General features: G+C 35.6%; 1 pseudogene. It reads right to left on the bottom strand.

Annotated elements, in window-relative coordinates:
* Positions 1-46: 46 nt before the first annotated feature.
* Positions 47-964, bottom strand: a pseudogene (locus JWF52_RS19000) (DNA-directed RNA polymerase subunit beta'); the annotation flags it as partial.

Genomic DNA, 964 nt, shown 5'->3' with positions numbered 1-964 from the left:
CACCAGACATAATTCATGTCAAGATTTCTTTATTTTACATTAAGCTTTAGTCTTGAATTTTTTCAACAGCTATATTCTTATATCTCTTCATACCAGTTCCTGCAGGTATTAACTTACCTATTATAACATTCTCTTTAAGACCTATTAAGTGATCTTCTTTTCCTTTTATAGCAGCTTCTGTTAATACTCTTGTAGTTTCTTGGAATGAAGCAGCTGATAAGAATGACTCTGTAGCAAGAGATGCCTTAGTTATACCAAGTAATACCCTCTTAGCAACAGCTGGTGCTAAATCTTGAGCTACAGCTTCTTCATTGCATTTATTGAATGTTAATACATCTTCATATCCACCTGGTAATAAATCTGTATCTCCTGGATCTTCAACCTTAACTTTAGAAAGCATTTGTCTTACAATAACTTCTATATGCTTATCGTTAACGTCAACCCCTTGCATTCTATAAACTCTTTGAACTTCTTTAACTATATACTCTTGGACTCCGCCTATACCTTGAATTCTTACTATATCATGAGGATTTATAGAACCTTGAGTTAATGGTTCTCCTGCTTCAACCATTTGACCTTGTTTAACTCTTAATCTAGATCCATAAGGTATTGCGTATACTTCAGTTTCTCCAGCTTCAGGTATTATAGCTATTTCTTTTCTCTTACCAGTTTCGTCTATTTCAACTCTACCAGCTATTTCAGTTATTAAAGCTAAACCTTTTGGTTTTCTAGCTTCGAATAGTTCTTCAACCCTTGGAAGACCTTGAGTTATATCTCCACCGGCAACCCCACCTGTATGGAATGTACGCATTGTAAGCTGTGTACCTGGTTCTCCGATTGATTGAGCAGCTATTATACCAACAGCTTCCCCGATATTAACTTCTTTACCTGTTGCAAGGTTTCTTCCGTAACACTTAGAACAAACTCCGTGGTTTGTTTTACAGTTAAGAACAGTTCTTATTTC

It is taken from the genome of Clostridium sp. CCUG 7971 (assembly GCF_017590215.1).
Lineage (GTDB): Bacteria > Bacillota > Clostridia > Peptostreptococcales > Peptostreptococcaceae > Faecalimicrobium.
Note: the sequence above shows the minus strand (reverse complement) of the source record. Positions and strands in the feature narration are given on the sequence as shown.